The organism is Pseudomonas sp. MDT1-16, assembly GCF_054898115.1.
Window position 1 is genome coordinate 6,032,518 of sequence record NZ_CM142717.1, and the last position, 22,318, is coordinate 6,054,835.

Here is a 22,318-nt window from a genome sequence, read left to right on the forward strand (position 1 = left end):
AACCTCCGACTTACATAACTCGTGCAGTTCAGCACTGCGAAAATTGACCGGAAACCGAAAGACAAGTTCCCATAAACGCTGAAAGGTCAATACGAGCAAAATGATACTACTTAGGCGCAAGCTCCCTCAGGTGGCGTGCGACTGCAATCCATGCACCGATATACCCCAACAGCACCGCGCCAAGCAAGAGCGACAGACCATCTGCAACTGGCACTCCGGCCAGCGCGAAATCACTGCCGTACAAGCCGGCCAGCCCCACCACCGCATCGTTCAGCCAATCAAGGCCAAACGCCAATACGCCCCAGGAAAGAATCCCAGCACCGAAGCCATATAGCGCACCCATATACAGAAAGGGCCTGCGCACATAGCTGTCAGTGCCGCCGACGAGTTTAATCACTTCTATCTCTGTGCGGCGGTTTTCAATATGAAGACGAATGGTATTGCCTATCACCAAAAGTAATGCAGAAACCAAAAGCACGGTCAGACCGAAGACAAAACGGTCGCCCAGCTTGAGGATCGCTGCCAGACGCTCGACCCAGACTAGATCAAGTTGCGCCTGTTGTACCTTCGGCAACTCAGAAAGTTTTTGTCTTAATGCTTCAAGCGCGGGCTTGTCGACTTCATTCGGCGTCACCAGAACCACGCCTGGCAGCGGGTTCTCCGGCAGCTCCTTGAGCGCCTCGCCCAGACCGGACTGCTGCTGAAACTCTTCCAGCGCTTGATCGCGGCCGACATATTCAGCATCGGCGACGCCGGGCATCCCCTTGATCTGCTCGCGCAGCGACTCACCCTCAGCGGGGCTGGCCTCGATTTGCAGGTACAGGGAAATCTGCGCCGCACGTTGCCAGGAACCGCCGAGGCGTTCGACGTTACTTAGCAAAAGTGACAGGCCCATGGGCAAACTCAGAGCCACCGCCATCACCATGCAGGTAAAGAAGCTACCGATTGGCTGCTTGCCCAAACGACGCAAGCTATCGAGCAGACTGGCCCGATGACTCTCGACCCAGGCGCGGAACAACGTGGCGAAGTCCGGACCGTCGTCATCGTCGCGTTTTTTCTTCTGCGGCTGCGGATCGGCGGCCTTGGGGGCCACGCGCTCGGAAACCTTGGGGCTGCGTGTCGCACTCATACGCCAGCCTCCCCGTCGCCGATCAATCGGCCGCGCTGCAGCGTCAGCATGCGGTGACGCATACGGGCGATCAGCGCCAGGTCGTGACTGGCAATCAGCACGCTGGTGCCCAGACGGTTGATGTCTTCGAACACGCCCATGATTTCTGCCGCCAGACGCGGATCGAGGTTACCGGTCGGCTCATCTGCCAGCAGCAAGGCCGGACGGTGAACAATGGCGCGGGCGATGCCGACGCGCTGTTGCTGACCGGTGGACAAGTCGCCGGGGTACAAATCGGTCTTGTCCGAGAGCGCTACGCGCTCCAGGGCCGAATCCACGCGCTTGGCGATCTCGGCCTTGGACAGCCCAAGGATCTGCAAGGGCAGCGCGATATTGTTGAACACCGTGCGATCGAACAGCAACTGATGGTTCTGGAACACCACGCCGATCTGCCGGCGCAAGTACGGGATCTGCGCATTGCTGATGGTGCTCAGGTCTTGCCCGGCCAGCAGCAATTTGCCGGTGGTCGGACGCTCCATCGCCAGCAGCAGGCGCAATAAGGTGCTTTTACCGGCGCCAGAGTGGCCGGTCACAAACAAAAACTCGCCCCGTCGGACTCGAAAGCTCAGCTCATGCAAGCCGACGTGTCCGTTCGGGTAGCGCTTACCGACCTGCTCGAAACGAATCATGAACGCTCCCGCTCGGCAAACAGTGCCTGGACAAAGGGTTCTGCTTCAAAAGTGCGCAAATCATCGATGCCTTCACCGACGCCGATGTAGCGAATGGGCAAGCCAAACTGCTTGGCGAGGGCGAAAATCACCCCACCTTTGGCGGTGCCGTCGAGCTTGGTCAGCGCCAGGCCAGTCAGTTCGACGGTCTGGTTGAATTGCTTGGTCTGACTGATCGCGTTCTGCCCCGTACCGGCATCGAGCACCAACAGCACCTCGTGAGGCGCGTCGGCGTCGAGTTTGCTGATCACCCGGCGAACCTTCTTCAGCTCTTCCATCAAATTGTCTTTGGTGTGCAGACGACCGGCGGTGTCGGCGATCAGCACGTCGATGCCACGGGCCTTGGCTGCTTGCACGGCATCGAAGATAACCGAAGCCGAGTCAGCGCCGGTGTGCTGGGCGATGACCGGGATCTTGTTGCGTTCGCCCCAGACCTGCAATTGCTCGACGGCGGCGGCGCGGAAGGTATCGCCGGCCGCGAGCATGACTTTCTTGCCTTCAAGTTGCAGCTTTTTCGCCAGTTTGCCGATGGTGGTGGTCTTGCCGGCGCCGTTGACGCCGACGACCAGAATCACGAACGGCTTGCTCTGCGAAGTGATTTTCAGCGGTTGCTCGACGGGCTTGAGCATCGCCGCCAGTTCCGCTTGCAGGGATTTGTACAGCGCATCGGCATCGGCCAGTTCTTTACGGGCAACTTTCTGGGTCAGATGCTGAATGATCACCGACGTCGCCTCGACGCCAACGTCGGCGGTCAGCAAGCGGGTTTCGATGTCTTCAAGCAGCTCGTCATCGATGATCTTCCTGCCCAGGAACAGGCTGGCCATGCCTTCGCCGATGCTGGCGCTGGTCTTGGACAAGCCTTGTTTCAGGCGGGCGAAGAAACCGGCTTTGGTTTCTTCGGTACGCGCAGGCTCGGCAGGCGCTTCGACGGGAGCGACAGGTGCGGCGGCAACGGGAGCGACAACCGGTGCGGGTGCTGGAGCAACCGGAGCAACAAATGCAGGAACGACAGGCTCCGGGACCACGAACGCAGGCTCGGCCATGACAACTGGCGCGACAACCGGCTCAACCACTGGCGCCTGAACGGGCTCCGGAGCAAATGCGCTCGGCGCTGGAATCGGCGGCGCAACGTGCGGCGCCAGCTCATCTTCGACCAATGCCACCGGCTCTTCCGCCACAGGCAAGGTCAGCCACGGCTCTGCGGTTGGCGCCAGCGGCAGCTCAACCACCAGTTCAGTTTCAGGCTCAACCTCAACTATCGGTTGCAGCACCGGCTCAGCGATCGGCAAGACAACCGGCGCGGGCTCTTCTTCTATGACCGGCGCAGGCGTTGGCTCAGGAAGTGGCTGTGGCTGTTCGACGACGGGTTCCTGCGGCTTTTTGCGCAGCCATCCGAACAGGCTTTTCTTCTCACCAGCCTCAGCTGGGGCTTTCTTGTCGTCGTTGGAACCAAACATGGAGGACGGCTATCTCACGGTAGCGACGCGCCAAAGGGCGCCCCGGCAAATAAATATTCGATGCAGAACAGACTGCGATTGACCCAGCTTGTTCACGCGCAACATTTTGTCGAGGTGCAAACAGCACCTCAAAGGTTGACTAATACGAAGGACTGGAACGGCATCGTCGGCGAAAACGCAGATTTTAGCTGACAAAATCAAAGCTTCCGCAGGTAACCCATGCAACCTTCCGGCCGATCAAAGGCCTGATAGGCGTGGCCGCCAGTAAAACGGACCAGTATCCTAGGGCGTGTCATCAATCATTACCAGTACCGCGTGGCCGCCTGAAAACGGGCCAGGCAAGGCGCAGGCCGCAGGGAATGTGCTTTCCTTCCCAAGGACTGCAACGCAGCATGGCCCGTTTTCAGGCGCCACCCGGAGGGCCGGGCCTGATAGTGTGCAGGGCTGCGTTGCTCGGAGTTTATTTGGAATGACCAAACTACACTCCTCGCGCCTTGCCCTGCGCACTATCAGGCTCCGGCGCGGTACTGGTAATGATTGATGACACGCCCTACCTCTCGCCCGCCGACGCTAAGACCAAGCGGGCAGCTCAACAGGTTTAAAAACGAATGAATGCTTTAGCCCGCCGCGCTGCAGGCCTGCTGCTCAGCACAGTTTGTCTGCCCCTCTCGGCCCTGGCTGCCGATCCACAACCCACTCACGAATTCACCCTCGATAACGGCCTGAAGGTCGTCGTGCGCGAAGACCACCGTGCACCGGTGGTGGTTTCCCAAGTCTGGTACAAGGTCGGCTCGAGCTACGAGACCCCGGGTCAGACCGGTTTGTCCCACGCCCTGGAACACATGATGTTCAAGGGCAGCGAAAAAGTCGGCCCCGGCGAAGCTTCGCTGATCCTGCGCGACCTCGGCGCTGAAGAGAACGCGTTCACCAGCGACGATTTCACCGCTTATTACCAGGTGCTGGCCCGTGACCGTCTGGGCGTGGCTTTCGAGCTGGAAGCCGACCGCATGGCCAGCCTGCGTCTGCCGGCCGACGAGTTCGCCCGCGAGATCGAAGTCATTAAAGAAGAACGTCGCCTGCGCACCGACGACAAACCAATGTCCAAGGCCTACGAACGCTTCAAGGCCATGGCCTACCCGGCCAGCGGTTACCACACGCCGACCATCGGCTGGATGGCTGACCTCGATCGCATGAAAGTCGAGGAGCTGCGCCACTGGTACCAATCCTGGTACGTGCCGAACAACGCCACACTGGTCGTGGTCGGCGACGTGACCCCGGATGAGGTCAAAACCCTGGCCCAGCGCTACTTCGGCCCGATCGCCAAACGTGATGTGCCACCGGCGAAAATCCCGCTGGAACTGGCCGAACCTGGCGAGCGGCAGATCACCCTGCACGTGCAGACCCAACTGCCAAGCCTGATGCTGGGTTTCAACGTGCCAAGCATCGCCACCGCCGAAGACAAACGTTCGGTGAATGCCTTGCGCCTGATCTCGGCCCTGCTCGACGGCGGCTACAGCGGACGCATCCCGACACAACTGGAGCGCGGCGAAGAGCTGGTGTCCGGCGGTTCGTCGAGCTACGACGCCTATACCCGTGGCGACAGCCTGTTCACCTTGTCGGCAACACCCAATACCCAGAAAAAGAAAACCATGGCCCAGGTCGAAGCCGGTTTGTGGAAGCTGCTTGAACAGCTGAAAACCACCGCGCCGTCCGCTGAAGAGCTGGAACGCGTCCGCGCACAGGTCATCGCAGGCCTGGTCTACGAACGTGACTCGATCACCAGCCAGGCCACCGCCATTGGCCAACTGGAAACTGTTGGCCTGTCGTGGAAGCTGATGGACACCGAACTCGCCGACCTGGAAAGCGTGACCCCGCAAGACATCCAGAAAGCCGCCAAGCTGTATTTCACCCGCGAACGTCTCAGCGTCGCCCATGTATTGCCAGAGGAGACGACTCATGAGTGAGCGTAAAAAACCGCGCTTGTCCCTGATTGGCCTGATCGCTGTCGCATTGATCGGGTCTGCAGCTTTTTACTTCTCAAAAACCGACGAATCCAAAGCCAGCGAAGCCCTCGACAAGGCCAAGGCCAGCCAGAAGCTGCAATCGCTGGCAGAACTCGACGGCAAGGCGCCAAGCCACCGCACCCTGGACGTGCAGACCTGGAAAACCGCCGAAGGCGCCAAGGTCCTGTTTGTCGAAGCCCGGGAGCTGCCGATGTTCGACATGCGCCTGATCTTCGCTGCCGGCAGCAGCCAGGACGGCGACGCACCTGGTCTCTCCGTGCTGACCAACGCCATGCTCAACGAAGGTGTGGCCGACAAAGACGTTGGCGCCATCGCTCAGGGCTTCGAAGGCCTGGGCGCAGACTTTGGCAACGGCGCGTTTAAAGACATGGCGCTGGCCTCCCTGCGCAGCCTCAGCGCCGCGGACAAACGCGAACCGGCCCTGAAATTGTTCTCTGAAGTCGTCGGCAAACCGACCTTCCCTGCCGATTCCTTTGCGCGCATCAAGAACCAGATGCTCGCCGGTTTCGAATACCAGAAGCAGAACCCGGGCAAACTGGCGAGCCTGGAGCTGATGAACCGTCTGTACGGCGATCACCCATACGCGCATTCCAGCGACGGCACGGCGAAAACCGTTCCGGCGATTACCGTGGCGCAACTGCGCGCATTCCATGAGAAGGCCTATGCGGCTGGCAACGTGGTGATCGCGCTGGTGGGCGACCTGTCTCGTGCCGAGGCGGAGGCGATTGCTTCGCAAGTTTCCAGCACGCTGCCAAAAGGTCCTGAGCTGGCGAAAATCGCGCAACCGGAGGAACCGAAAGCCAGCATCGGCCACATCGAGTTCCCGTCCAAGCAGACCAACCTGATGCTCGCGCAACTGGGTATCGATCGTGACGATCCGGACTACGCAGCACTGTCCATGGGCAACCAGATACTCGGCGGCGGTGGCTTTGGCACCCGGCTGATGAGCGAAGTGCGCGAGAAGCGTGGCCTGGCTTACGGCGTGTATTCAGGTTTCAGCCCGATGCAGGCGCGGGGCCCGTTCATGATCAACCTGCAAACCCGCGCCGAGATGAGCGAAGGCACGCTGAAACTGGTGCAAGACGTGCTCGCCGACTACCTTAAAACCGGCCCGACCGAGAAAGAACTCGATGACGCCAAGCGTGAATTGGCCGGCAGCTTCCCGCTGTCCACTGCCAGCAACGCCCATATTGTCGGCCAACTCGGCGCCATGGGTTTCTACAACCTGCCGCTGAATTATCTGGATGACTTTATGCGTGAGTCCCAGCGCCTGACGGTCGAACAGGTCAAAACCGCACTGAACAAACACTTGAGCACGGACAAAATGGTCATCGTCAGCGCTGGCCCGACCGTGCCGCAAAAGCCGTTACCGGCCCCTACTGATAAACCTGCCGAGCAACCGCTTGGGGTCCCGGAGCATTAATGGCCACTCGTCCTAAAAAACCTGTTCACAACGTGCACAACGGTGTGAACCAACTGCGCATCATCGGCGGTGAATGGGGCAGCCGAAAGCTGAGCTTCCCTGATGCACCGGGCCTGCGTCCGACCCCGGACCGGGTGCGTGAAACCCTGTTCAACTGGCTCGCACCGTACGTTGCCGGGGCCAAAGTGTTTGATCCGTTCGCCGGCAGCGGCGCGTTGTTCCTCGAGGCGTTGTCCCGTGGCGCGGCCATGGGTCAGGCGCTGGACGCGAGCAACATCGCGGTCGCCAGCATCAAGGAGCATCTGGGCACGCTGCGCTGCACCACCGGCCAGATTCAGACCGCCGATGCCTTGCGCTACCTGGAAACCCAGACAGCAACTGCGTACGACGTGGTGTTCCTCGATCCGCCGTTCAACCAGAACCTGTTGCCGACCGTCTGCACGCTGCTTGAAGAGCGTCAATGGCTGGCCAACGAGGCCTGGATCTACACTGAAAGCGAAAACGCGCCATCGATACTCGGTCTGCCAGGCAACTGGCGCCTGCACCGGGAGCAGAAATCCGGGCGGGTTTACTACGCGTTGTGGCAACGTATGGCAGAGATCGCCGGTTAATCGACCGGCCTGAAAAAGGTGCGCGCCTCAAGCGAGGCTCGCACCGCTGCATCGAGAAATAAACGTGTCCTATCTGCCAGAACGCTTCACCCCGGCCTTCGGCCTCGGCAATCCGCACTTGCAAACCTTGTGGGGACCGCTGTGGCGCAAAACCACGCACATCGAACGCCAACGCGAACGCTTGTGGCTTGAGGACGGTGACTTTCTCGATCTCGACTGGCACGGCCCGCACAGCGCCGATGCGCCACTGGTGCTGGTGTTGCACGGCCTGACCGGCTCTTCAAATTCGCCTTACGTGGCCGGGGTGCAGAAAGCACTGGGCGCGCAAGGCTGGGCCAGCGTCGCGCTGAACTGGCGCGGCTGCTCAGGCGAGCCGAATCTGTTGCCGCGCAGCTACCACTCCGGTGCCAGCGAAGACCTGGCCGAAACCATCAAGCACCTGCGGGCCAAACGCCCTCTGGCGCCACTGTATGCGATCGGCTATTCCCTGGGCGGCAATGTCTTGCTCAAGCACTTGGGCGAATCCGGCAGTGACAGCGGCGTGGTCGGTGCGGTGGCGGTGTCGGTGCCGTTTCGTCTCGATCAATGCGCCGACCGTATCGGCCAGGGTTTCTCCAAGGTCTATCAGGCGCATTTCATGCGCGAGATGGTGGCCTACATCAAGAACAAGCAGCGACAGTTCCAGCATGACGGGCGCGAGGATGGACTGGCGGCATTGGCTGCGCTGGGCTCACTGGAGAACATGCGCACGTTCTGGGATTTCGATGGCCGGGTCACGGCGCCGCTGAATGGTTTTGCCGATGCCAAGGATTACTATCGTCAAGCCTCGAGTCGCTATTTCCTAGGCGAGATTCGTACGCCAACCCTGATCATTCAAGCGGCCGATGACCCGTTTGTCTTTCCTCATAGCCTGCCGCAAGCCGAGGAATTGTCCGCCTGCACTCAATTCGAACTACAGCCCAAGGGTGGGCATGTCGGCTTCGTCGATGGCTCGTTCAGGCAACCGGGTTATTACCTGGAACGCCGCATCCCGCAGTGGCTGACCGCAGGTCGCGAGTAATGGGTTGCGAGCAAGCCCGCTTCCACATTTAGATGGGGGATTACTCGCCGATGGCGATGCCATGCGCAGGATCGTTGATCCACTCGCTCCATGAACCGGCATACAACGATCCCAACGGATACCCGGCTAGACACAGTGCAAACAGGTTGTGACACGCCGTCACGCCAGAACCGCAGTACGCCACCAGATCGGTCGGCGAACGATTACCAAGTTTGTCGGCAAAACGCTGCTTGAGCTGATCCGCCGGCAGAAAACGCCCGTCGCTGCCCAGGTTGTCAGTGAACGCCGCACATTGTGCGCCGGGGATGTGCCCGGCAATCGGGTCGATCGGCTCGACTTCGCCCTTGAAGCGCGGCAAGCCGCGGGCATCGAGCAAGGTCAGCGCGGGCTGGCCAAGACGTTGCTGGAGCTGTTCGGCGCTCAAGATCAGCGCGTTGTCCGGTGCCCCCGTGAAGGTGCCACGTTCAATCTCCGGCGCATCAAGACTCAGGGGTAAACCGGCCGCGTGCCAGGCCTTGAGCCCGCCATCGAGGATGAACACGCCGTCACGTTTACCCAGCCAGGCCAGCAACCACCAGGCCCGCGCCGCGTAGGCACCCGGACCGTCGTCGTACAAAACCACATCGCTGTCGGCGTTGGTGCCCCAGGATTGCAGACGTTCGATCAAGTCTTCAGGTTCAGGCAACGGATGGCGCCCGGTCACACCCTTGACCACAGTCCCGCTCAAATCACGCTCAAGATCGGCAAAGCTCGACCCGGCGATATGCCCTTCGGCATAACTGCGCTGACCGTAATCCGGGTCTTCGAGGGCAAAACGACAATCCAGAATCACCAACCCCGGCTGATCCTTTTTCAAGTCCAACGCTTGTGGGCTGATCAGCTGCGCAATGGGCATAACGGACTCCTGTGATTAGGCTGTGCTTGATCCTACTGCACTTTCTATCCCACTTCTTCCAGCGCTTGGGCCAGTGGTACGTAAAATTCCTCAAACAGCGCATTCACCGCGGCGCGAGACTGATCCGTGACAAAACCGGCCTCAAGCACCAGCACCTGATACACGCCGCGTTTAATGGCCTGCTCGCTCAGGTGATTGGAGTTATCACGCGTGGTGCATAGAAAACGCACCCAGGACGTCAGGATGATCCAGGCATTAAGCGTCAAGGATTCAATCTGAACCTTGTCCATTTGCAGGATGCCGGCCTCGACGAAGCCCGCGTAGATGTGCGTGCCATGGATCAGACAGCGTTGGGAAAAACGCCGATAACGGGCGGCCAGCTCTGGATCGCTGTCGAGCAGATGCTCCAGATCGCGGTGCAAAAACCGGTAGCGCCACATGGCGGCCAGCAACTCCTGGAGGTAGACGCGCTTGTCGTCAACCGTGGCGGCGCGGCCCTGGGGTGGGCGCAGGAAGCTGTCCACCAGGCTTTCGTACTCACTGAACAGCACGGCGATGATCGCCTGCTTGTTGGGGAAGTGGTAGTACAGGTTGCCCGGTGAAATTTCCATGTGGGCAGCAATGTGGTTGGTGCTGATGCTGCGCTCACCCTGCTGATTGAACAGCTCCAGGCTGTTCTGCACGATGCGCTCGCTGGTTTTGATCCGAGGGGCCATGGCTTGGGCTTTAATTCAGAGTGCGTTGACGGGCATCTTACGACCTAACGGGGAGTGGATAAAACAACGCTGCACCAGGATGTCATTTGACTTTCTAGAGCACGGACTCTAAAAAGTCCCTTATTACACTAAAACCGGAGCCGACCATGACTGCTGACATCGCCTACCTGCAGAACCTCCAGCAGCCTCTGGATGAGCTCCAGACCCTGTTCGACGCCCAACGCACGGCGTATGCAGCCAACCCGATGCCGCCCGCTGCCCAGCGCCAGCAGTGGCTAAAAGCCCTGCGAGATCTGTTGAGCAATGAGCGGCAGGCTCTGATCGATGCCATCAGCCAGGATTTCAGTCATCGCAGCGCCGATGAAACCCTGCTCGCCGAACTGATGCCCAGCCTGCATGGCATTCACTACGCCAATCAGCACCTCAAAGGCTGGATGAAGGCGTCGAAGCGCAAGGTCGGGATTGCCTTTCAACCCGCGGCAGCCAAAGTCGTTTATCAACCTTTGGGTGTGGTCGGGGTGATCGTGCCGTGGAACTATCCACTGTATCTGGCCATCGGGCCATTGGTAGGCGCGTTGTCGGCAGGCAATCGGGTGATGCTCAAACTCAGTGAGTCGACCCCGGTCTTCGGTGTGTTGCTCAAGGAACTGCTGGGCCGAATCTTCCCGCAAGACCTGGTCTGCGTGGTGCTGGGCGAAGCCGATATCGGTGTAGCGTTCTCAAAGCTGCGCTTCGATCACCTGCTGTTCACCGGCGCCACCAGCGTTGGCAAACACGTGATGCGTGCGGCGGCCGAGAACCTGACCCCGGTGACCCTCGAACTCGGCGGCAAATCCCCGGCCATCGTGTCTCGCGACGTGCCGCTCAAGGACGCTGCCGAACGCATCGCCTTCGGCAAGACGCTCAACGCCGGGCAGACCTGCGTGGCCCCGGACTATGTCCTGGTGCCGGAAGATCGCGTCGGTGCGTTTATCGAGGCCTATCGTCAGGCGGTTCGCGGGTTTTATCCGACCCTGACCGACAACCCGGACTACACCGCGATCATCAATGACCGACAACTGGCGCGCCTCAACGGCTACATCAGCGATGCCACCAGCAAGGGGGCGCTGCTGATTCCGTTGTTCGACCAGGGCCAGGGGCGCCGCATGAGCCACAGCCTGCTGCTCAATGTCAGCAACGACATGATGGTGATGCAGGACGAAATCTTCGGCCCGCTGTTGCCGATCGTTCCGTACAAGGATCTGGATCAAGCCTTTGCCTACATCAACCAACGACCACGTCCGCTGGCCCTGTATTACTTCGGCTACGACAAGCGTGAGCAAAATCGCGTGCTTCACGAAACCCATTCCGGCGGTGTGTGCCTGAACGACACCCTGCTGCACGTCGCTCAGGACGACATGCCATTCGGCGGTATCGGCGCCTCGGGCATGGGTCATTACCACGGCCACGAAGGTTTCCTGACCTTCAGCAAAGCCAAAGGTGTGCTGATCAAACAGCGGTTCAATGCGGCGAAATTGATCTACCCGCCGTACGGAAAATCCATTCAGAAGCTGATTCAGAAGCTGTTTATCCGCTAACGATCATCACCACCGGGTAATAACAATAATGAGCCCAAGTCTGTCCGATACACCTGCGCTGTCACGGCGCGGCTTGCTTAAATTCAGCCTGGGTGCCAGCGCCTTTCTCGCCACCGCGGGTTTGGGAGCGAGCCTCAGCGGCTGCTCGTCGAGCATTGCAGCCAGTGGTTTCGCGATTCTGCGCAGCGGTGACTTGCTGTTTCTGCGGGCACTGATTCCGGTGATGCTCGACGGCGCCGTGGCCGTCGAGAAAATGCCGACGGCCGTCGATGGCACCCTGAACTGCCTGGATAACAGCTTGAATCACCTGTCGCCGGAAATGCTCAAGCTGACCCAGCAGTTATTCGATGTGCTGGGAATGGCCGTGACTCGCGGCCCCCTGACCGGGATCTGGGGCAGTTGGGAAAACGCCAGCAGCGACGAGATCCGGCACTTCCTGGATCGCTGGGAAAACAGCTCGTTAAATCTGCTGCGCATGGGCCACAGCTCGCTGCAGCAACTGGTGATGATGGCGTGGTACAGCCGGGCGGAGTCATGGGCGCATTGCGGGTATCCCGGACCGCCGACGGTTTGAAACCGAGTCGACCCATTCGCGGGCAAGCCTCGCTCCCACAGGGTTTGAGTCGTTCATAAAAGGGTGGTCCACCTCAAATCCTGTGGGAGCGAGGCTTGCCCGCGAAGACGTCAGCCGCTTCACCACCGAACTCAAAATAAGAAGAGAACCTGAACATGCCCGTACCCGATCCGTTCCGCGAAGGCCTGGCCCGTGGCTGGAAAACCTATAACGGTTCGCAACTGTCCCAGGACCTGACCCTCGAAGCGGACGTGGCGATTATCGGCAGCGGCGCTGGCGGCGGGACCACCGCCGAAATCCTTAGCGCCGCGGGCTACAAGGTGTTGCTGATCGAGGAAGGTCCACTCAAGACCAGCAGCGACTTCAAGCTGCTCGAAGACCAGGCCTACACCAGCCTCTACCAGGAAGGCATCGGTCGCATGAGCAAGGACGGCGCGATCACCATCCTTCAGGGCCGGGCGGTGGGCGGTACCACGCTGATCAACTGGACCTCAAGCTTTCGCACGCCGGACCCGACCCTCGACCACTGGGCCAAAGAACACGATGTCAAAGGCCACACGCCGGCGGAGATGGCGCCGTGGTTCGAGAAAATGGAACAACGCCTGGGTGTCGCCCCCTGGATGATCCCCCCCAACGCCAACAACGACGTGATCCGCAAAGGCTGCGAAAAACTCGGCTACACCTGGCATGTGATCCCACGCAACGTGCGTGGCTGCTGGAACCTCGGGTACTGCGGCATGGGTTGCCCGACCAACGCCAAGCAATCGATGCTGGTCACGACCATTCCGGCGACCCTGGAAAAAGGCGGTGAGCTGCTTTATCTGGCTCGCGCCGAAAAGCTCTTGATCAGCGGCGACAAGGTCACAGGATTGCAATGCGTAGCGATGGACGACCGCTGCGTCGCTCCCATGGGCAAGACAATCACGGTCCAAGCCCGGCATTACGTGCTGGCTGGCGGCGGGATCAATAGCCCGGCGCTACTCATGCGCTCCGAGGCGCCCGATCCTCACAAGCGGCTGGGTAAAAGGACGTTTCTACACCTGGTGAACATGTCGGCCGGGTTGTTCGACGAAGTGATCAACCCGTTCTATGGCGCGCCACAGTCGATCTATTCCGACCATTTCCAATGGCAGGACGGCACCACCGGGAAAATGTCTTACAAACTTGAAGTGCCGCCACTGCACCCGGCGCTGGCGACCACGCTGCTCGGTGGCTTCGGCAAGGAAAACGCCCGGCACATGGAAAACCTGCCCCATACCCACGCTATGTTGGCGTTGCTGCGAGACGGTTTCCACCCGGACAGCCCGGGCGGTAGCGTCGAGTTGCGCGGTGACGGCACGCCGGTGCTCGACTATCAGGTTTCTCCCTATGCCTGGGACGGGTTGCGCCGGGCGTTTCACAGCATGGCCGAGATCCAGTTCGCTGGCGGTGCCAATGCAGTGATGCCCATGCACGCCGACGCTCGCTACGTAAAAACCCTCGCTGAAGCGCGCACACTGATCGACAGCCTGAGCCTTAAGCTGTATCGCACACGCCTTGGCAGTGCCCATGTGATGGGCGGTTGTGCCATGGGTGAAGACCCGAAAAATGCCGTGACCGACAGCCTCGGCCGGCATCATCAGCTAGGCAACCTGTCGATTCATGACGGCTCGCTGTTCCCCACCAGCATTGGCGCAAACCCGCAATTGTCGGTCTACGGGCTGACGGCGCAGCTGGCAACTTCTTTGGCCGAACGTTTGAAAAACCCATGAAAATGGAGAGTATTCCAATCGTCTATAGTGCTTTCTTACCCAAAAGGCGACTTGGCCGACCGGGAAGGCTGCGATACCATCCGACTCCCCAACGGACTCCCGCCAGGACGACGCGATGAACCGAGTGTTGTACCCAGGTACCTTCGACCCTATTACCAAGGGCCATGGCGATCTGGTCGAACGCGCCGCGCGCCTGTTCGATCATGTGATCATCGCCGTCGCCGCCAGCCCGAAGAAAAACCCGTTGTTTCCCCTGGAACAGCGTGTAGCGCTGGCCCGCGAGGTCACTAAACATCTGCCCAACGTTGAAGTCGTCGGCTTCTCGACGTTGCTGGCGCACTTCGCCAAAGAGAAGAACGCCAACGTGTTCCTGCGTGGTTTGCGTGCGGTGTCGGACTTCGAATACGAATTCCAGTTGGCCAACATGAACCGTCAGCTGGCGCCGGATGTGGAAAGTCTGTTTCTTACCCCGTCCGAGCGTTATTCGTACATTTCCTCGACGCTGGTTCGTGAAATCGCAGCCTTGGGCGGCGATATCACCAAGTTCGTCCACCCTGCGGTGGCGGATGCCCTGAACGAGCGCTTCAAGAAGTAACAACCGCTCAAGCGGCGCCCGCGTGCACTGCGGGCGCCAATGCGGCACAATTGTGCGCATTGGTTTATTGCGCCCGGGCCTTCCGCCCTGGCTGGAGTTAGCATGTCCCTGATCATCACCGACGATTGCATCAACTGCGACGTCTGCGAACCCGAGTGCCCGAACGCCGCCATTTCTCAAGGCGAAGAGATCTACGTGATCGACCCGAACCTGTGCACACAGTGTGTGGGCCACTACGACGAACCTCAGTGCCAACAGGTTTGCCCGGTGGATTGCATCCCGCTGGACGAGGCGCATCCAGAGACTGAAGAGCAGTTGATGGCGAAGTATCGGGTGATTACCGGTAAGGCTTGATTCATTTGGTGTCTGTGAGGACGCCTTCGCGGGCAAGCCTCGCTCCTACAGGTTTGGGCCGTTCGCTGTTGTCCGCTACGACTCTGGACCTGTAGGAGCGAGGCTTGCCCGCGAAGCTTTTAGGCTTCACTCCCGCTGCTCAAACCCTTCCCCGATACACCCCAGACACCGCACGAACGCCGCTTTCGCCGGGTCGACCACCAACGCCTGCCCCGCATCGCCAACGCCGCCACCCAGCGCGGTAAACGGCAATGACACCACAAACGCCCCCGCACCAATCACCGTCGCCACGACCAGCAAGGGTCGGGCAATCAGCAAATCGCCGAGCATGGCGTACGCCGGGGGATTCTGGATGGTGTAACGCGGGTCGCCGCTGCCGGTGTTTGCCGCCAGCACTGGCGCGCCGATACTCAGCAGCAACGCGACGACAAGGGTTCGAAACAGGCTCATGACACGGTCCTTCGGCTAGGCAGTGAGCACTGACTATAGACCGCGTGAGGTATCAGCTCTGACAGCGCGGGCAAAAGACGCTGGCGCGCTGCCCGAGTTTCACGTCCCGCAGCTCCGTCCCGCAGACCTTGCACGGCTCACCGCCGCGGCCATACACGAACAGTTCCTGCTGGAAATAACCCGGCTGACCATCACCGCCGATAAAGTCGCGCAACGTGGTGCCGCCGCGTTCGATAGCGGCAGTCAGGATGCGTTTGATCTCGATCGCCAATTTCAGATAACGCGCCCGAGAGATGCTCTTGGCCTCACGACGCGGGTCGATACCTGCCGCGAACAACGCTTCGGTTGCGTAGATGTTACCCACGCCGACCACCACCGCGTTGTCCATGATGAACGGTTTGACCGCCATGGATCGACCGCGGGACTGCTGGAACAAGCGCTCACCGTCGAACAGGTCAGTCAACGGCTCCGGCCCCAGGCGAATCAGCAACTCGTGGTTGAGCGGGTCGAGGCTCCAGAGCATCGCACCAAACCGTCGCGGGTCGGTGTAACGCAAGGCCAGGCCGGATTCCAGCTCGATGTCCACATGCTCATGCTTGGCCACCGGCGTGCCGACTGCCACCAGACGCAGATTTCCCGACATGCCTAGATGGCTGATCAGCGTGCCGACTTCGGCATTGATCAGCAGGTACTTCGCGCGTCTTTCCACCAGCACGATGCGCTGACCCGACAGCCGCACATCCAGGTCTTCGGGAATCGGCCAGCGCAAGCGGCGGTCACGCACGATCACCCGGCTGACGCGCTGGCCTTCCAGGTGCGGCGCAATTCCGCGGCGAGTGGTTTCGACTTCAGGCAGTTCCGGCATGGTGCTCTCGAATCAGGCTGTGCACGCTCAGCGGTGAGTGCCAAGGTCGCGAATCGTTTGTTTGAGGGTCTCGAAGTCGTAGTCCGAGAGGCCGACATAATCGAGAACCAAAGGCCCGATGCTGTTCCACTCATGATCCTCGGTCTGATTGCCCAGTACTCGATAGGACCCACAAATGTGCTCGGCCATCTTCAGGATCGCCAGCAGATTTTTCAGCTGGCTGTTGCGCAACGACTCATCGCTGAAGATCGCCAACGCATTGTGGTGATTGGCGATGGCGGCGGTTACAGGCTCCGGCAGGCGCCAGGATTTGGCGGTGTAATAACCCACCACCGCGTGGTTGGTATTGAACACCCGATTCTCCGTGTCCACCACCCGGCATTCAGCGCTGGCGCTGGCATAGGCCTCTTCCAGAACGGTCATGTAGTTGGGAAAACGCTGGAGCATCAGTGGCACCCCGCAGTCATGGAACAGACCCAGGGCGTATGCTTCATCGCCGGCCTGGGCACCGATGCGCTTGGCCAGGGTCAGGCAGGTCATCGCCACGTCCTGAGCGGTGTCCCAGAAACGATTCAAGGTGACGATGGTGTCGTCGTTCATCTCGCCCTTGATCGACTGCGCGTTGATCAGGTTGATGATCGAGCGGCTGCCCAGCAGATTCACCGCACGCTGAATCGAGGCAATCTTGTTGCTCAAGCCGTAATACGGCGAGTTGACGATTTTCAACAAGGCGCCAGAGAGGCCCGGGTCCTGGGAGATCAGCTTCGCGATCACCTCCAGATCCGGATCGGGCATGTACTGCTCCATCTGCAAATCCACCATGATCTGCGGCTGGGCCGGCACGCTGATGCCTTGCAGGGACTGTTGAATCTGTTCGGAAGTCAGCTCTTGGGCCATAAGTACACACTCTGGGACAGGCGGCGATTCTAACCCTTCTAAAGTTAGATCCGACACCTTGGCCGGTACATCGTCTGAAGTTTCATCAAAGCCCGGGCGTTCCTCACCGCATGTCCATCCGCCAAACCGTGGCCTTGCGCAACACGCTATACTCCCGCTCTTTTTTCCGGAGCGACGTCATGTCCCTGCCTAGCCTGCGCCTCAAAGCCAACGCCGACCGTCGCCTGCGAAATGGCCATTTGTGGGTCTATAGCAACGAAATCGATGTAGCCGCTACTCCTTTGCACGGTTTCAAGGCCGGCGACCAGGCGATCCTCGAAGCTGCCGGCGGCAAACCGCTGGGCATCGTTGCCATGAGCCCGAACAACCTGATCTGCGCCCGTCTGCTGTCGCGCGACATCAAGTTGCCGCTGGACAAGTCGCTGCTGGTGCATCGCCTGAACGTTGCCCTGTCCCTGCGCGATCGTCTGTTTGACAAGCCGTTCTATCGCCTGGTCTACGGCGACTCCGACCTGCTGCCAGGCCTGGTGGTTGACCGTTTCGGCGACATTCTGGTGGTACAGATCGCCTCGGCAACCATGGAAGCTCATAAAGAAGACGTGATCGCGGCCCTGACCCAAGTGCTCAAGCCTAGCGGCATTCTGTTCAAGAACGACTCCGCTGCCCGTGATGCCGAAGGCCTCAACCGCTACGTCGAAACCGTGTTCGGCCTGGTGCCGGAGTGGGTTGCCCTGGAAGAAAACGGCGTGAAATTCGAAGCGCCCGTCATCCAGGGACAGAAAACCGGCTGGTTCTACGACCACCGCATGAACCGCGCGCGTCTGGCACCTTATGCCAAAGGCAAACGCGTGCTGGACCTGTACAGCTACATCGGTGGCTGGGGCGTGCAAGCGGCTGCGTTCGGCGCCAGTGAAGTGTTCTGCGTCGACGCTTCGGCCTTCGCCCTCGACGGCGTCGAGCGCAACGCCGCGCTGAACGGTTTTGCCGACAAAATGACCTGCATCGAAGGCGATGTGTTCGAAGCCCTGAAAGAGCTGAAAGCCAGCGAAGAACGCTTCGACGTGATCGTTGCCGACCCGCCGGCATTCATCAAACGCAAGAAAGACATGAAGAACGGTGAAGGCGCCTACCGTCGCCTGAACGAGCAAGCCATGCGCCTGCTCAGCAAGGACGGCATCCTGGTCAGCGCTTCGTGCTCGATGCACCTGCCCGAAGACGATCTGCAAAACATCCTGCTGACCAGCGCCCGTCACTTGGACCGCAACATCCAGATCCTGGAGCGCGGCGGTCAGGGCCCGGATCACCCGGTTCACCCAGCCATCGCCGAAACCCGCTACATCAAGAGCATCACCTGCCGTCTGCTGCCAAACAGCTGATTACGCCGGTTTGACGGGGGGCCAACCGGCTCCCCGTTCTATTTCCGTTATTGAATTTTCCAACTTCCTACTCCCGCCGTCTTACTGACTTGCAGGACGTTTCGCGCTGTCTTTTATTTTAGCGGACAAGACTTACAAGATTCATCCAGCCCCACGATTGATCCGACAAAATTACTGGAACATTCCTACCCAATATCCCCTTGATAAGAACTCATTACAAACTATGATTAAGGTGTCACAAAGGAGTGACACTCACTATCAATTACAAGGAGTTCAAAACATGAAAGCAATTACTCTGGAAGCAAACAAAATCGCCAACCTGTCTTTTCTGGTTGCTCCAAAAGCCCGCTAAGTAAATGAGACGCTGGGGAGTGCCGGCTACCCAGCGTTTTCTAGAGTACGGACCAGAGTGAGTTGCAAAATATGCAGATTAACCCTTATATATTCATACTGCCTCGTTCGCCCGGCCAAATAGTCTGGGATTACAAGAATCACAAACAGTTCGAATTGAACCTGGAATATTCAACCCGCCTCGCACACCTTATCGACAAGCCTGAAAAGTTTGACAATAACAATACAATAGACAATCAATTTGTAAGCGCAGGAATACTAACACCCTTAATGCATGAGCCTATTGAATGGGGCTGGGATGAACTGTCGAAAATATTTCATATCGGCACCAAGAACATCCCGTGTGAATATGTTCCCCAAGATATTAATGAATGGTCAAGACACTATATGGACCATTGCGCCGAAGTACTGGCCACCCCTACTCCAGAGAGCAGCCTCACGGAGCGCCCGACAAGCGCGCGGATTACCCTGCCCCAACCTTCCTGCTTCCCGGTAAACGCTCTTGTAAAGACGTTGATCGAGCGAAAGACCTGTCGCACCTTCACGGGCGAAAGGGTTTCCCTCGATGATTTGAGCACTCTCCTGTATTTGTCCCTTGGCTATCTGCGTGAGCGCGAAAACGATATCGACGAAACCATCGCAGAAGGTCATGGCGCCCGGCGTAGCAGTCCATCCGGTGGCGGGCTGAATGCCTGCGAAGGTTTTCTTCATGTTCAGAACGTCAGCGGCCTGAATCCCGGGCTCTACGCCTACCACCCCACCGAACACGCATTGAGCTTCGTCAATCCGCTGCCTGACTCGCCTTTGGGGCAGTTGTTGTGTGGGCAGCATTTCATCAACAATCTGCCAGTCGGCCTGTTCATCACCGCTCGCTTCGACAAACTGTGGTGGAAATATGAACACTCGCGGGCGTACCGAATGGCCTACGTGGAAGCCGGTCATATTTCCCAGACCTTTCAACTGGTGGCCACCGCACTTGGGTTGAACACCTGGCTGACCGGTGCGTTGGCAGACGATCAGGTCGAAACGTTGCTGGGGATCGAGGACAGCGCCGAACAGCCGTTGTTTTTTGTTGCCTGCGGCCAGAGTGACGGACAAGCAATGTGCAAAGAATTGAAAGCGCTGCTGAACAACCGAGGCTCACACCAATGAGCGAGCCCCGCACAGACGACCTTTCCCTTCCCGACGCCTGGGCCCAGCGCTTCACCCTCGGCGAGTGGAACACTCGAGCCTCGGTACGAACCAGCCAGCACTGCTATCAATTGCCATCAGACCTGGAACGGCAACTGGAAACACGACACTGGTTCCCGCCGGCCTTCCTGCCCTACCTGAGCCACCCGGCAATCGAAGCAGCAGGCAGCGCGATCGTCCATCGATTATCGGCCAATCATCTGGTGTATTTCCTCGACTACACCACCCGACTCGAACATCGGATCGTCAACCGCTCCGTGGAAACCATCGTCCACGATGAGCTCGGTGCGTCCATCCCCCGACGAATGAAAACGGCCGCCCTCCAGCTCTATACCGATGAGGGTTATCACGCCCTGTTTTCCAATAGCCTCGCCGAGCAGATAGCCGACCTCTACGGCATGACCCAACGCCCAGCGATGCCGCACCGCATTACCCGATTGAACGCCCTCATCGACCACACCCCCGACAGGCATAAGGCGCTGGCCTGGTTTCTCGTCGGCTTCGTGTCCGAGACAATCATCGCCAGTGAACTGCTCGAGGTTTGCCGCAACGGGCTGGTGTCCAGCGTCCAGGAAATGCTCAGGGACCACCTCACCGACGAGGCCCGACACAGTCGCTACTTTTCCGAAGTGTTTCATTATCTGTGGCTGACACTGAACAGCAGCCAACGCACCTTCGCCGCAAAGTTGCTGGTAGACGTCATCCCGATGTTCTTTGGGGTCGATGAGCGATGGCTGAAGGAAAGCCTGAACAGTGTGGGACTCGGCGAGAATTGTGTCGCAGAAATCCTCAATGCCCTGACAGGCCCGCAAGCCTGCCTTCAGCGCTCCCGATCGGGCGCAGGCGCGACGTTTCAGGCAATGGAAAAGGCAGGTTTTTTCGACCTGCCTTCCAACCAGCAGCTCTTCGTAAAGGCAGGACTTGTCGATGGATGAAGGAAAATCCGCAGTCAGTTTCAAAAACCGTCGAGCCACGGTCATTCTGTTGATGACCATGACACTGCTCGGTGTCTTCCCCCTCGATGTGGTGCTCCCGTCCTTTCCCGTTCTTTCTGACTACTTTCAGACTTCACCGTCCGAGATTGCCCTGTCCGTCAGCGTGTTCGCCATGGGTCTGGCGTTGTCCGTGGTGCTGGTCGGACCGTTGTCAGATTTGTGGGGGCGCAAGAAGCTGCTGCTGGCAGGTATCGCAATCGCGGTGGTCGGTGCGACGGGTTGCCTGGCTTCCAGCGAGTACAACTGGTTTCTGTTCTTTCGCGTGATCCAGGCGGTTGGTTGCGGATCGTTCGTGCTGTCACAGGCACTGGTTCAGGATTTGTTCGTCGGCAAGGAACAGGAGCGAATCAGAATCTGGATGGTGACGGGCGGCGGGGTGTTCATATCGATTTCGCCCCTGCTGGGGGCCTGGTTGCAATCGCAGCTAGGCTGGCAGGGCAGCTTTTATGTGTTTATCACGCTGGCCGTCATTGTCTGGCTCAAAGCCTGCTTTCTGTTCAAGGAAAACCCGCACCGTCATACGGCGTCGCACGGACGATTTTTCAGTGCCTATTGGCGGGTGTGCTCGGATCTACGCTTCATGGGTTACTGGCTAATTTCAGCGTTGGCCTTTGCCTGCCATTTTTCGTTCATCGTCATTTCACCGATCATTTTCATGGAAAGTCTGGCGTTTTCGTCATACGAATTTGCCTGGGCGTTATTGCTGTATGGCGTGGCCTATGTGTTCGGCGGGATTGTCGCCAGCGCCCTGCATCGGCACCTGCAAGCCAACACGCAGATAGCTACCGGTCTGGGTCTGATCGCGTTGTCAGGGTTGATCATGCTGTGGTTGGCGGATCAGTTCGGCCTCTCTGCTGCCGCGATACTGATACCCATGCTGATTTGTACAGCAGGCACCACCATCGCCAGACCTATCGCCAATTCCAAAGCCATGAGTCTCTACCCACAGAACGCCGGAACGTCTACCTCGGTCGGCGGCGTGCTGATTTTCATGTTCGGTGGCGTGATCAGCGTGGTGATCAATCTTGCGTACGACGACCTGACCACGGCGCTTGCCTTGTGTTTCCTGACCTTGAGTGCCGCGGGTCTTGGCTTGAATGTACTGATCACACGGCGGCATCTGGCGCTGAAGGTGGGCTGACACCTGCCGATCGTCATTCCGTACGTTGTGTCAGTACTGGATCAACACTTCCCGGCATTCCCTCCTGACGCCAGCCGTGTAGAATCGCGACATTCATCGCCAGTCATCCCCCGGCGGGTTTATGAGCTCAAGCTGAAGCGCGCGGCGATCCCGCAAAGTTATCGGCAACTTCCGGACAC

At 59.2% G+C, this 22,318-nt stretch carries 21 protein-coding genes; 13 read left to right on the top strand and 8 right to left on the bottom strand.

Going from position 1 to position 22,318, the window contains the following annotated elements:
* Positions 1-106: 106 nt before the first annotated feature.
* The 3 genes from ftsX to ftsY are packed head-to-tail and all read right to left on the bottom strand — an operon-like array spanning position 107 to position 3,293.
* Positions 107-1,129 (bottom strand): permease-like cell division protein FtsX, encoded by a 1,023-nt coding sequence (ftsX, locus tag ACYZT3_RS27955; protein WP_282383183.1) that lies wholly within the window; start codon positions 1,127-1,129, stop codon positions 107-109.
* Positions 1,126-1,797, bottom strand: coding sequence for a cell division ATP-binding protein FtsE (gene ftsE, locus ACYZT3_RS27960; protein ID WP_008152655.1), 672 nt, complete (start codon positions 1,795-1,797; stop codon positions 1,126-1,128). The genes ftsX and ftsE overlap by 4 nt, the downstream gene beginning before the upstream one ends.
* The gene (ftsY, locus tag ACYZT3_RS27965; protein WP_462031178.1) at positions 1,794-3,293 is read right to left on the bottom strand and encodes a signal recognition particle-docking protein FtsY; all 1,500 of its coding nucleotides are present in this window, start codon (positions 3,291-3,293) and stop codon (positions 1,794-1,796) included. Before ftsY ends, ftsE begins: the two co-directional genes overlap by 4 nt.
* Before the next feature lie 608 nt (positions 3,294-3,901).
* Between ftsY and ACYZT3_RS27970 the strand changes: the two genes are divergently transcribed.
* The 4 genes from ACYZT3_RS27970 to ACYZT3_RS27985 all read left to right on the top strand — a co-directional run bounded on the left by ACYZT3_RS27970 (position 3,902) and on the right by ACYZT3_RS27985 (position 8,411).
* Complete coding sequence (locus ACYZT3_RS27970; protein ID WP_462031179.1) at positions 3,902-5,257, top strand: M16 family metallopeptidase; 1,356 nt, start codon at positions 3,902-3,904, stop codon at positions 5,255-5,257.
* Positions 5,250-6,740 carry a M16 family metallopeptidase gene (locus ACYZT3_RS27975; protein WP_462031180.1) on the top strand — a complete coding sequence of 497 codons (1,491 nt, stop codon included), beginning with the start codon at positions 5,250-5,252 and terminating at the stop codon, positions 6,738-6,740. The genes ACYZT3_RS27970 and ACYZT3_RS27975 overlap by 8 nt, the downstream gene beginning before the upstream one ends.
* Positions 6,740-7,351, top strand: coding sequence for a 16S rRNA (guanine(966)-N(2))-methyltransferase RsmD (gene rsmD, locus ACYZT3_RS27980; RefSeq protein ID WP_282383173.1), 612 nt, complete (start codon positions 6,740-6,742; stop codon positions 7,349-7,351). The genes ACYZT3_RS27975 and rsmD overlap by 1 nt, the downstream gene beginning before the upstream one ends.
* Before the next feature lie 64 nt (positions 7,352-7,415).
* A complete protein-coding gene (locus ACYZT3_RS27985) occupies positions 7,416-8,411 on the top strand; it encodes a hydrolase (RefSeq protein WP_462031181.1) in 996 nt (331 codons plus the stop codon).
* A 40-nt stretch (positions 8,412-8,451) separates the two neighbouring features.
* On the opposite strand, the gene ACYZT3_RS27990 is transcribed toward ACYZT3_RS27985, so the two are convergent.
* Positions 8,452-9,306, bottom strand: coding sequence for a sulfurtransferase (locus ACYZT3_RS27990; protein ID WP_462031182.1), 855 nt, complete (start codon positions 9,304-9,306; stop codon positions 8,452-8,454).
* A 44-nt stretch (positions 9,307-9,350) separates the two neighbouring features.
* Positions 9,351-10,022, bottom strand: coding sequence for a TetR/AcrR family transcriptional regulator (locus ACYZT3_RS27995; RefSeq protein WP_282383164.1), 672 nt, complete (start codon positions 10,020-10,022; stop codon positions 9,351-9,353).
* Positions 10,023-10,168: 146 nt separating this feature from the next.
* Between ACYZT3_RS27995 and ACYZT3_RS28000 the strand changes: the two genes are divergently transcribed.
* The 5 genes from ACYZT3_RS28000 to ACYZT3_RS28020 all read left to right on the top strand — a co-directional run bounded on the left by ACYZT3_RS28000 (position 10,169) and on the right by ACYZT3_RS28020 (position 14,873).
* Positions 10,169-11,599, top strand: coding sequence for a coniferyl aldehyde dehydrogenase (locus tag ACYZT3_RS28000; RefSeq protein WP_282383161.1), 1,431 nt, complete (start codon positions 10,169-10,171; stop codon positions 11,597-11,599).
* Between the two features lie 28 nt (positions 11,600-11,627).
* A complete protein-coding gene (locus ACYZT3_RS28005; RefSeq protein ID WP_462031183.1) occupies positions 11,628-12,173 on the top strand; it encodes a twin-arginine translocation pathway signal protein in 546 nt (181 codons plus the stop codon).
* Positions 12,174-12,328: 155 nt separating this feature from the next.
* Complete coding sequence (locus tag ACYZT3_RS28010; RefSeq protein WP_462031184.1) at positions 12,329-13,924, top strand: GMC family oxidoreductase; 1,596 nt, start codon at positions 12,329-12,331, stop codon at positions 13,922-13,924.
* A gap of 115 nt (positions 13,925-14,039) precedes the next feature.
* Positions 14,040-14,519 (top strand): pantetheine-phosphate adenylyltransferase, encoded by a 480-nt coding sequence (gene coaD, locus ACYZT3_RS28015; protein WP_008150570.1) that lies wholly within the window; start codon positions 14,040-14,042, stop codon positions 14,517-14,519.
* Positions 14,520-14,621: 102 nt separating this feature from the next.
* Positions 14,622-14,873, top strand: coding sequence for a YfhL family 4Fe-4S dicluster ferredoxin (locus ACYZT3_RS28020; protein WP_048722619.1), 252 nt, complete (start codon positions 14,622-14,624; stop codon positions 14,871-14,873).
* A gap of 126 nt (positions 14,874-14,999) precedes the next feature.
* On the opposite strand, the gene ACYZT3_RS28025 is transcribed toward ACYZT3_RS28020, so the two are convergent.
* The 3 genes from ACYZT3_RS28025 to ACYZT3_RS28035 are packed head-to-tail and all read right to left on the bottom strand — an operon-like array spanning position 15,000 to position 17,031.
* A complete protein-coding gene (locus ACYZT3_RS28025; protein ID WP_282381571.1) occupies positions 15,000-15,323 on the bottom strand; it encodes a multidrug transporter in 324 nt (107 codons plus the stop codon).
* 52 nt (positions 15,324-15,375) lie between these two features.
* On the bottom strand, positions 15,376-16,188 hold the full coding sequence (gene mutM, locus ACYZT3_RS28030; protein WP_282381573.1) for a bifunctional DNA-formamidopyrimidine glycosylase/DNA-(apurinic or apyrimidinic site) lyase: 813 nt from the start codon (positions 16,186-16,188) through the stop codon (positions 15,376-15,378).
* Positions 16,189-16,215: 27 nt separating this feature from the next.
* Entirely contained in the window at positions 16,216-17,031 is an 816-nt protein-coding gene (locus ACYZT3_RS28035) for an HDOD domain-containing protein (protein WP_282381663.1), read from the bottom strand.
* A gap of 233 nt (positions 17,032-17,264) precedes the next feature.
* On the opposite strand from ACYZT3_RS28035, the gene ACYZT3_RS28040 reads away from it, so the two are divergent.
* From ACYZT3_RS28040 to ACYZT3_RS28055, 4 genes are all read left to right on the top strand, one after another.
* Positions 17,265-18,461: a class I SAM-dependent rRNA methyltransferase gene (locus ACYZT3_RS28040; protein ID WP_282381575.1), complete on the top strand. Its 1,197-nt coding sequence runs from the start codon at positions 17,265-17,267 to the stop codon at positions 18,459-18,461.
* 423 nt (positions 18,462-18,884) lie between these two features.
* The gene (locus ACYZT3_RS28045) at positions 18,885-19,964 is read left to right on the top strand and encodes a SagB family peptide dehydrogenase (RefSeq protein ID WP_282381577.1); all 1,080 of its coding nucleotides are present in this window, start codon (positions 18,885-18,887) and stop codon (positions 19,962-19,964) included.
* Positions 19,961-20,938 (top strand): diiron oxygenase, encoded by a 978-nt coding sequence (locus ACYZT3_RS28050; RefSeq protein WP_462031185.1) that lies wholly within the window; start codon positions 19,961-19,963, stop codon positions 20,936-20,938. Before ACYZT3_RS28045 ends, ACYZT3_RS28050 begins: the two co-directional genes overlap by 4 nt.
* Positions 20,931-22,139, top strand: a complete 1,209-nt coding sequence (locus ACYZT3_RS28055; RefSeq protein WP_462031186.1) for an MFS transporter — start codon at positions 20,931-20,933, stop codon at positions 22,137-22,139. Before ACYZT3_RS28050 ends, ACYZT3_RS28055 begins: the two co-directional genes overlap by 8 nt.
* Positions 22,140-22,318 lie beyond the last annotated feature (179 nt).

Excerpts from the sequence above, each read along its gene's own strand:
- ftsX (WP_282383183.1), bottom strand. The coding sequence starts at position 1,129 with ATGAGTGCGACACGCAGCCCCAAGGTTTCCGAGCGCGTGGCCCCCAAG.
- ftsE (WP_008152655.1), bottom strand. The coding sequence starts at position 1,797 with ATGATTCGTTTCGAGCAGGTCGGTAAGCGCTACCCGAACGGACACGTC.
- ftsY (WP_462031178.1), bottom strand. The coding sequence starts at position 3,293 with ATGTTTGGTTCCAACGACGACAAGAAAGCCCCAGCTGAGGCTGGTGAG.
- ACYZT3_RS27970 (WP_462031179.1), top strand. The coding sequence starts at position 3,902 with ATGAATGCTTTAGCCCGCCGCGCTGCAGGCCTGCTGCTCAGCACAGTT.
- ACYZT3_RS27975 (WP_462031180.1), top strand. The coding sequence starts at position 5,250 with ATGAGTGAGCGTAAAAAACCGCGCTTGTCCCTGATTGGCCTGATCGCT.
- rsmD (WP_282383173.1), top strand. The coding sequence starts at position 6,740 with ATGGCCACTCGTCCTAAAAAACCTGTTCACAACGTGCACAACGGTGTG.
- ACYZT3_RS27990 (WP_462031182.1), bottom strand. The coding sequence starts at position 9,306 with ATGCCCATTGCGCAGCTGATCAGCCCACAAGCGTTGGACTTGAAAAAG.
- ACYZT3_RS27995 (WP_282383164.1), bottom strand. The coding sequence starts at position 10,022 with ATGGCCCCTCGGATCAAAACCAGCGAGCGCATCGTGCAGAACAGCCTG.
- ACYZT3_RS28000 (WP_282383161.1), top strand. The coding sequence starts at position 10,169 with ATGACTGCTGACATCGCCTACCTGCAGAACCTCCAGCAGCCTCTGGAT.
- ACYZT3_RS28005 (WP_462031183.1), top strand. The coding sequence starts at position 11,628 with ATGAGCCCAAGTCTGTCCGATACACCTGCGCTGTCACGGCGCGGCTTG.
- ACYZT3_RS28010 (WP_462031184.1), top strand. The coding sequence starts at position 12,329 with ATGCCCGTACCCGATCCGTTCCGCGAAGGCCTGGCCCGTGGCTGGAAA.
- coaD (WP_008150570.1), top strand. The coding sequence starts at position 14,040 with ATGAACCGAGTGTTGTACCCAGGTACCTTCGACCCTATTACCAAGGGC.
- ACYZT3_RS28020 (WP_048722619.1), top strand. The coding sequence starts at position 14,622 with ATGTCCCTGATCATCACCGACGATTGCATCAACTGCGACGTCTGCGAA.
- ACYZT3_RS28025 (WP_282381571.1), bottom strand. The coding sequence starts at position 15,323 with ATGAGCCTGTTTCGAACCCTTGTCGTCGCGTTGCTGCTGAGTATCGGC.
- mutM (WP_282381573.1), bottom strand. The coding sequence starts at position 16,188 with ATGCCGGAACTGCCTGAAGTCGAAACCACTCGCCGCGGAATTGCGCCG.
- ACYZT3_RS28040 (WP_282381575.1), top strand. The coding sequence starts at position 17,265 with ATGTCCCTGCCTAGCCTGCGCCTCAAAGCCAACGCCGACCGTCGCCTG.
- ACYZT3_RS28045 (WP_282381577.1), top strand. The coding sequence starts at position 18,885 with ATGCAGATTAACCCTTATATATTCATACTGCCTCGTTCGCCCGGCCAA.
- ACYZT3_RS28050 (WP_462031185.1), top strand. The coding sequence starts at position 19,961 with ATGAGCGAGCCCCGCACAGACGACCTTTCCCTTCCCGACGCCTGGGCC.
- ACYZT3_RS28055 (WP_462031186.1), top strand. The coding sequence starts at position 20,931 with ATGGATGAAGGAAAATCCGCAGTCAGTTTCAAAAACCGTCGAGCCACG.